This window comes from Paracoccus marcusii (assembly GCF_006151785.1).
In the GTDB taxonomy this organism is placed as follows: domain Bacteria; phylum Pseudomonadota; class Alphaproteobacteria; order Rhodobacterales; family Rhodobacteraceae; genus Paracoccus; species Paracoccus marcusii.
The window spans coordinates 1-6,247 of sequence record NZ_VDDD01000170.1 but is presented as its reverse complement, the minus strand read 5'-3'; the positions used below and the strand labels follow the sequence as shown (position 1 = coordinate 6,247).

The 6,247-nt window shown below is 68.1% G+C and carries 11 protein-coding genes; 6 read left to right on the top strand and 5 right to left on the bottom strand.

Features of this window, described 5'->3' with window-relative positions:
* The 5 genes from FHD68_RS17170 to FHD68_RS19830 all read left to right on the top strand — a co-directional run.
* The coding region (locus tag FHD68_RS17170; RefSeq protein WP_139086354.1) for a YceI family protein at window positions 1-585 on the top strand (585 nt) is incomplete at its 5' end.
* Window positions 586-680: 95 nt separating this feature from the next.
* The gene (locus FHD68_RS17165; protein ID WP_045982427.1) at window positions 681-1,256 is read left to right on the top strand and encodes a YceI family protein; all 576 of its coding nucleotides are present in this window, start codon (window positions 681-683) and stop codon (window positions 1,254-1,256) included.
* Between the two features lie 136 nt (window positions 1,257-1,392).
* Entirely contained in the window at window positions 1,393-1,674 is a 282-nt protein-coding gene (locus tag FHD68_RS17160) for a hypothetical protein (protein ID WP_127897311.1), read from the top strand.
* A 233-nt stretch (window positions 1,675-1,907) separates the two neighbouring features.
* Entirely contained in the window at window positions 1,908-2,267 is a 360-nt protein-coding gene (locus tag FHD68_RS19835) for a transposase (RefSeq protein ID WP_341872777.1), read from the top strand.
* Entirely contained in the window at window positions 2,185-2,676 is a 492-nt protein-coding gene (locus FHD68_RS19830; RefSeq protein ID WP_341872776.1) for an IS5 family transposase, read from the top strand. Before FHD68_RS19835 ends, FHD68_RS19830 begins: the two co-directional genes overlap by 83 nt.
* 183 nt (window positions 2,677-2,859) lie before the next feature.
* On the opposite strand, the gene FHD68_RS17150 is transcribed toward FHD68_RS19830, so the two are convergent.
* The 3 genes from FHD68_RS17150 to FHD68_RS17140 form a co-directional block, all read right to left on the bottom strand.
* Complete coding sequence (locus FHD68_RS17150; RefSeq protein WP_127897310.1) at window positions 2,860-3,162, bottom strand: hypothetical protein; 303 nt, start codon at window positions 3,160-3,162, stop codon at window positions 2,860-2,862.
* Between the two features lie 83 nt (window positions 3,163-3,245).
* Window positions 3,246-3,758, bottom strand: a complete 513-nt coding sequence (locus FHD68_RS17145; protein ID WP_127897309.1) for a hypothetical protein — start codon at window positions 3,756-3,758, stop codon at window positions 3,246-3,248.
* A gap of 39 nt (window positions 3,759-3,797) precedes the next feature.
* Window positions 3,798-4,850 (bottom strand): hypothetical protein, encoded by a 1,053-nt coding sequence (locus tag FHD68_RS17140; RefSeq protein WP_139086352.1) that lies wholly within the window; start codon window positions 4,848-4,850, stop codon window positions 3,798-3,800.
* A gap of 339 nt (window positions 4,851-5,189) precedes the next feature.
* Here FHD68_RS17140 and FHD68_RS17135 point away from each other — a divergent pair, with 339 nt between their 5' ends.
* A complete protein-coding gene (locus FHD68_RS17135) occupies window positions 5,190-5,450 on the top strand; it encodes a helix-turn-helix domain-containing protein (protein WP_127897307.1) in 261 nt (86 codons plus the stop codon).
* A 69-nt stretch (window positions 5,451-5,519) separates the two neighbouring features.
* Here FHD68_RS17135 and FHD68_RS17130 read toward each other — a convergent pair whose 3' ends face one another.
* Entirely contained in the window at window positions 5,520-5,771 is a 252-nt protein-coding gene (locus FHD68_RS17130; protein ID WP_127897306.1) for a hypothetical protein, read from the bottom strand.
* Window positions 5,764-6,247: M41 family metallopeptidase (locus FHD68_RS19160; RefSeq protein ID WP_482811971.1), on the bottom strand; the 484-nt coding region annotated here is incomplete at its 5' end. The genes FHD68_RS17130 and FHD68_RS19160, both read right to left, overlap by 8 nt.

The window sequence follows — 6,247 nt, the reverse complement described above, 5'->3', positions numbered from 1 at the left end:
GCCCGCCACGCGCTGCCGGCGCTGGTCGCGGTGGCGGTCTTCGGGGCTGGGGCGGCCTATGCGCTGGCCACCGCGCCGCGCGACGCGGCCCCGGTGGCGATGCTGGAACAGGCGGCGTCTGAATGGCAGGTCACCGACGGTGAACTCGGCTTTGCCGTGCGCCAGATGGGATCGACCGTGACTGGCAGCTTTGCTGACTGGACGGCGGCAATCACGTTCGACCCGGACAGCGGCACGGGCGCAGTGACGGTGACCATCAACATGGACAGCGTCACCATCGGCACCGTCACCGACCAGGCCAAGGGGGCCGAGTTCTTTGACGTCGACGCCCATCCCACCGCCGTCTTCGAGGGCACGATCCGACCCGAGGGCGCGGGCTATGTCGCCGAAGGACCGCTGCGCCTGCGCGACCAGCAGATGCCCGTCACGCTGCCCTTCGATCTGACCATCACGGACGGCGTCGCCGTGATGCAGGGGCAGGCCGTGATGGACCGCCGCGACTGGCAGGTGGGGGCGGGATATGCCGACGAAAGCACGGTGGGGTTCCAGGTGGACCTGAGCGTCGCGCTGACCGCCACACGGTGATGTGCGCTGGCTGACAGCCCCTGTTCGCGCATCGCTAGTTGCCCCACGGGCCGCTTCCAAGGATGGTGCCCCCACAACAAACGGAGATTCCGATGCTGAAAACGACCGCCCTGACCGCCGCTTTCGCCCTCGTCGCCGGTGCCGCCCTGGCCGAGCCGCAGGCCTACAGCCTGGACACCTCGCACAGCCAGATCGTGTTCGACTACAGCCACCTGGGCTTCTCGACCACGACGGGCATGTTCGGCGACATCACCGGCACGATCATGTTCGACGCCGAGGACCCGGCCGCATCCTCGGTCGAGGCGACGTTCCCGGTCGCTTCGCTGATGACCGGCTTTGCGGGCCGTGACGAGCATTTCCTGTCGCCCGACTTCTTCGGCGCCGAGGGTGCCGCCCCCGAGGTGACCTTCAAGTCCACGGGCATCGAGGTCACCGGCGACACCACCGCGCTGATCACCGGCGATCTGACCCTGAACGGCGTCACCAAGGAGGTCGTGCTGGACACCACGCTGAACCAGCAGGGCACCCACCCGATGGAGAACAAGCCCTGGCTGGGCTTTGACGCGACTACCACCCTGCTGCGCAGCGACTTCAACGCCGGCATGTTCGCCCCCGCCGTGTCCGACGAGGTCGAGGTCCGCATCTCGGTCGAGGCGATGCCGGCCGAATGATCGCCGATCCGGCGTGACGACAGGGGCCCGTGGCATCGCCGCGGGCCCTTTCGCATGTCGCCGATCCGATAGCCGGGTCGCGGCCGGCATGGTTGACTGGTCTGCGCGAATCACCGCTGGATCGGAAGACCGCCGCTTGACCGGTAGGACCATCCTTGCCCTGCTGGCGGCGCTGCCGCTGGCCGCCTGCGTCGGTGACGACCTGACCGGCCCCGCCGCCACCGCCTGCCGTGCGGCCATCGCGGCCCAGGTGGGCAGGGGCCTGTCCGCCGTCACCCTCGTCGCCATGACCGAAACGCAGGCAGGCGCCGAGGTCGAGGCCGCCGTCACCGGGGCCGAGGCGCCATGGACCTGTCGGACCGACGCCGCCCATCGCGTGCTGGGCGTGACGTATTCCGGCAGCGAGGGGGCCCTGTGAGCCCAAAACGAAAAGATGCCCGCAGACCACCTGGGGCAGGGTTCATAAGATTGCATCTGGGGGGATGACTGGTAGCGGAGGTGCGTTTCAGTTCCACCCCCCGACATGATCTTGGTTTGTTTTACTTAAGATATGTCGGATAAATCTGGGCGGCGATTAGGATCAGGACCCATTGATCCGCTTAAGGCTGTCGCCGCTGCGTGATTCAAGGCCCCGATTTGACAGGGGTGTTGATGAGCAACCTTTTCTGGCTGACCGACGCGCAGATGGACCGGTTGAGGCCGTTTTTTCCAAAGAGCCATGGCAAGCCGCGTGTCGATGACCGGCGCGTGTTGAGCGGCATAATTTTCGTTAATCGCAATGGCTTGCGGTGGTGCGATGCCCCGCGTGAATATGGACCGCCGAAGACCCTCTACAATCGATGGAAGCGGTGGGGTGACATGGGAGTTTTCGCCAGGATGATGGAGGGACTGGCATCCGAAGGCACCGAGCAGAAGACCATCATGATCGATGCGACGTATCTCAAGGCGCACCGCACGGCTTCGAGCCTGCGGGCGAAAAAAGGGGACCCGGCGATCAACGCGGACGTCTGATTGGCAGAACGAAGGGCGGATTGAACACCAGTTGCATGCTGTCACCGACGCCAAGGGACGGCCCTTAAAGTCCTTCATGACCGCCGGGCAGGTCAGCGACTACATCGGAGCCGCGGCCTTGCTGGGCAGCCTGCCCGGAGCCGAATGGCTGATTGCCGACCGGGGCTACGATGCCGACTGGTTCAGGGAAGCGTTGAAAGACAAAGGGATGAAGCCCTGCATCCCAGGCCGGAAGTCGCGCGGCAAGGCCGTCCGCTACGACAAGCGCCGCTATAAACGGCGCAACCGCATCGAGATCATGTTCGGCAGGCTCAAAGACTGGCGCCGCATCGCGACCCGCTACGATCGATGTGCAAAGACCTTCCTGTCAGCAGTCGCCCTCGCAGCTACCGTCATGTTCTGGCTTTGACGATCAATGAGTCTGGAGCCTAGGAGAGCGGCCACTGTAAGCGTCTTCGGGGCGGTGCCATGTCTTCATCCGCATTCAAGGCGGAATAAATAGGCTGAGATAAGAAAACCGTTCACGGAATGGTTAATCAACTATCGTTTCAAAACGCTTTCGAGCTTATCGGACACGCTATCGCGACGGGCTTCATTCGTCGCACCGGAAGACATCCTGATAGCTCTGCCGCCGGCCGGTGAGATCGAAGCAGAGACCGCGGGCGCGGATGTCGTCGCGGATGCGACTCATCTCGACACAGGCCATCGAGCGTTCGGTGATCGATATGCCGTCCGCCATGCAGCGCTCCATGCTGGCGTGATGGCGGTCCACGAGGCGGCGATCGGCGCCGCTGAGGGCACCACCTTTTGTCGTCAGAATGAGAACGACGATAAGGGCCGTGACAAGCGCGAGGACGCTGGCGGTGATGACGCGGCGACGGGGGGAGAGGGGCATGGTGCGGTCCTTCGGGAAAGGGCTGGGGCGGAGAGAGGCAGCCGGGATGCGGCCGCCTCGGGCAGGGTGAGACGGGCGGTGCGTTAGCGTGCCGTCAGGGCATCGAAGTCCGCGAAGACTTCGGTGCCGGTGGCGCCGTAGCCGAGCGCGTCGGCCGCGGCGAAGGGATCCGCGCCGATCTCCGCCTCGGGGTGACAGGCGTGCAGATACATCGCCGTCACCAGGGTGGTGGCGCCTACAGGGGTCACGAGATCCAGACCCTGGTAGCTGCCGTCGCCTGAGCGGAAGGCTGGCCGGATCTCGGAGCAGAAGAACTGGACCGGGGCCGGGGCCTCCCAGTTCAGGGTGGCGGGATCGGTCTCGGGTGCGTCCGAGACGGCGGTGCGCAGCGAGACCATCACCAGATCGCCCGGCACGGCGGCGCTGCCGTCGCCCACTACATGGTGCGAGACCTGATCGACATGGATGCATTCGCCCATCTGGCAGCGGCCGAGATAGGGCGCCGCAGTCACCGCGCCGGGCAGCAGGAGCGCCGGCAGCAGGAGGGCAGGAAGGGGGATCGTGGAACGGTGGTCGGTGGTCGAGGTGAGGGTCATGGTCGTCTCCGTATTGCTGGGGGTGGGTGAGGGTGGTCGTCATTCCTGACAGCGCGCCGGATTGGCAAGGCATTGGTGCAGGGTCTCGGGCGCATCGGGATCGAGGTCCCGGGCGAGGCGGCCGGGGATGAGGGAGAGGTCCCGCAGCTGCCAGAGCCCCGCCGCGTCCGGACCGTGGAGCGTGCCAGTGAGGGTCAGCGGCGCCTCCAGCGGCCCGAGCTGCAGGCTCAGCTCAGTCCGGCTGGCCGAGAAGATCCCGCCGCGCGTCCTCGCCTCGGCCTCGAAGCCGTAATCGCAGAGGAGCGCGGTGGCGTTCACCGTTTCGCCGCCGCCGACATCGAAGGCGCCATAGCGCAGCTCAGCCGGGGCGATCTCGAAGAGCCGCTCGCAGCGCAGATGGGTGTGACGGGCCGCGAAGCGCTGCCGGAGGTCCCGGCAATGCGACAGGAGAGGACGCAGCCACGGCTGGCCTGCGTCAAAGGCGGCGCATTCCGGCAGGTCGGCCAGCTCGTGCCGCGCGGGATCGAGCGCGTCCATTGCTGCGTCGAGGCGTTGCCGCTCGGCCTCCAGCACCTCGTTCCGCCTGGCCGCGCCGGCGCGGCGGGCTCCCTCGAAGGCCGCGTCGATCTCACGCGCGCCCGCGCGGTAGGCGGCGCTTGCGGAGATGCGGGCGAAGTCGTTGTCGGCAGGCGCGTAGCCATTCGCCTCGATCGCCGCGTCGAGCGTGTGGGGCGCAGCCTCGATCTCGGACAGGGCGCGGCTGGCGCGCTCCCCGGCGATCTCGACGAGCCGCGCGCCGGCCTTGGCCTCGCAGGCGGATCCGGCCGCATCGGCTGCCGCGTCGCGCTCGAAGCCGAACGCCTCGCTCATCCGGGCCAAGCAGTGCAGGGAGACAAGATAGGGCTCGGTGATCCGCTCGACGCCCTGCGCCAGCTCGGCCCCGCGGACCTCCGCCGCGGCATCGGCCTCTGCCGTGGTCGCCGGGGCCGCGGGGGTGGCTTGCGCCGAGGCCGCGAGAGCGGCGGCGGGCAGGACGGCGGCCATGATGGTGGCCCTCACGGTGGCAGGGCGGTTCGGGAAGAGGCAGGTCATCAGAGTCATCCTCGGGTGGTGGCAGGGATCAGGCAGTCTCCATCCGGCCACCGGGCAGCTGAGCGCGGCAGGACGAACGGCAGGGCAGGCAGATAAGGCTGTCGCGGCGCGTCGGCGCTCAGCCGGCGGCGGGCGGGCGGAGCCGCGGCGTGCCCGGAGGCAGGCGCGGGACGGGGGCATCAACGGGCGGGGTCTCGGGCATCGGGGTCTCTCGGCTGCGAGGAATGAGGCCAAGGCTTGGGGAGAAGTGCGGGCTTGGCGCATCTTATTCACAGGATGCTTCTATTTCCATAGTATACTTCGTGGCGCGACTCGGGTCATTTCAGTTCTAGGATCGGGATGACCGATCGTGCCGATGCCCTCCTTTCCGCCTTCGCCATCGTCCTGCGCCGGCACCGCCTCGCCGCCGGGATGACCCAGGAGGAGCTGGCCCATAAGGCCGGTGTCAGCCCGCGCTACGTCTCGCTGCTCGAGACCCGCAAATACCAGCCCACCTTGGCCACCGTCGATGGCATCGCACTGGCGCTTGGAATGCCGCTGGCGGCCTTCGTCGCCGAGATCGAGACGGAGCATGCCGCCGCCAGTGTGCCCCGGCCCTGATAGGGTCCGCGGCGTTGCTGCAGTTGACAGCGCCGCCACCTGCATCATCCCCGCCGCCGCCTATCGCGGTCATAACCATAACCCGCACCCTCCCGCCGGCGGCCGCAGCTGCGACCTCGCCGCCTCGATCTGGGCGATGAGCAGCTCAAGTCGATCCTGGGCCATCATCGCGCCGCGGGAGAGGCCCGCGCCCTTGGGTCTGGGCACCGCCTCGGCGGCCCAGAAGACCAGCCCAAGAAGATCGCGCAGGACAGCGGCCTCGTCCAGCGCATCTACGAGGGCGCCCCGCAGCAAGGCAAGGTCGGGGACCTGCTCAGACATCGGGTGATCCTCCCGTGCCCGGACCGGGGGGCGGCGGCGCGGACCCGGCTGATCCGGCACTACCGGCCGCAGGCGGCGTCTCGCCATCCGACGCCGTCCGCGTTCTGGCTGTCGGTGCCGTCGATGGGTTCTCTCCATCGGCCCGCGAGGCTTCGCCCGCCGTGATGGCCACCGCCGTCACCGGGTCCTCGAACGGATCGCCCTCGATCACCCGTTCCGCCTCGAGGCGGGACGCCAGCGCGTCGAGGAGCGGCCGGCTCTCCTTCAGGAGCACCGTGGCGCGGCCATGACCACGCTGGAGATGCGCCTCGACGCGGTCGCGCAGATGCGGGTCGGCCGCCAGCCGCGCCATCGGGTTGGCGTGCCAGGTCAGGCCCCCGCCGAGGCCCCAGGACAGCTCCAGCTGCAGCGCGAGCCCGGTCGCCAGCGCCAGGTCACTGCCGGCATCGCCCCCCGCGCCGGTGCCGGGGGCGCCG

Bases quoted from the DNA above. Each gene is read 5' to 3' on its own strand.
- FHD68_RS17145 (WP_127897309.1), bottom strand. From the start codon at position 3,758: ATGACCCTCACCTCGACCACCGACCACCGTTCCACGATCCCCCTTCCT.
- FHD68_RS17130 (WP_127897306.1), bottom strand. From the start codon at position 5,771: ATGTCTGAGCAGGTCCCCGACCTTGCCTTGCTGCGGGGCGCCCTCGTA.
- FHD68_RS17150 (WP_127897310.1), bottom strand. From the start codon at position 3,162: ATGCCCCTCTCCCCCCGTCGCCGCGTCATCACCGCCAGCGTCCTCGCG.
- FHD68_RS17140 (WP_139086352.1), bottom strand. From the start codon at position 4,850: ATGACCTGCCTCTTCCCGAACCGCCCTGCCACCGTGAGGGCCACCATC.
- FHD68_RS19835 (WP_341872777.1), top strand. From the start codon at position 1,908: ATGAGCAACCTTTTCTGGCTGACCGACGCGCAGATGGACCGGTTGAGG.
- FHD68_RS17135 (WP_127897307.1), top strand. From the start codon at position 5,190: ATGACCGATCGTGCCGATGCCCTCCTTTCCGCCTTCGCCATCGTCCTG.
- FHD68_RS19830 (WP_341872776.1), top strand. From the start codon at position 2,185: ATGCGACGTATCTCAAGGCGCACCGCACGGCTTCGAGCCTGCGGGCGA.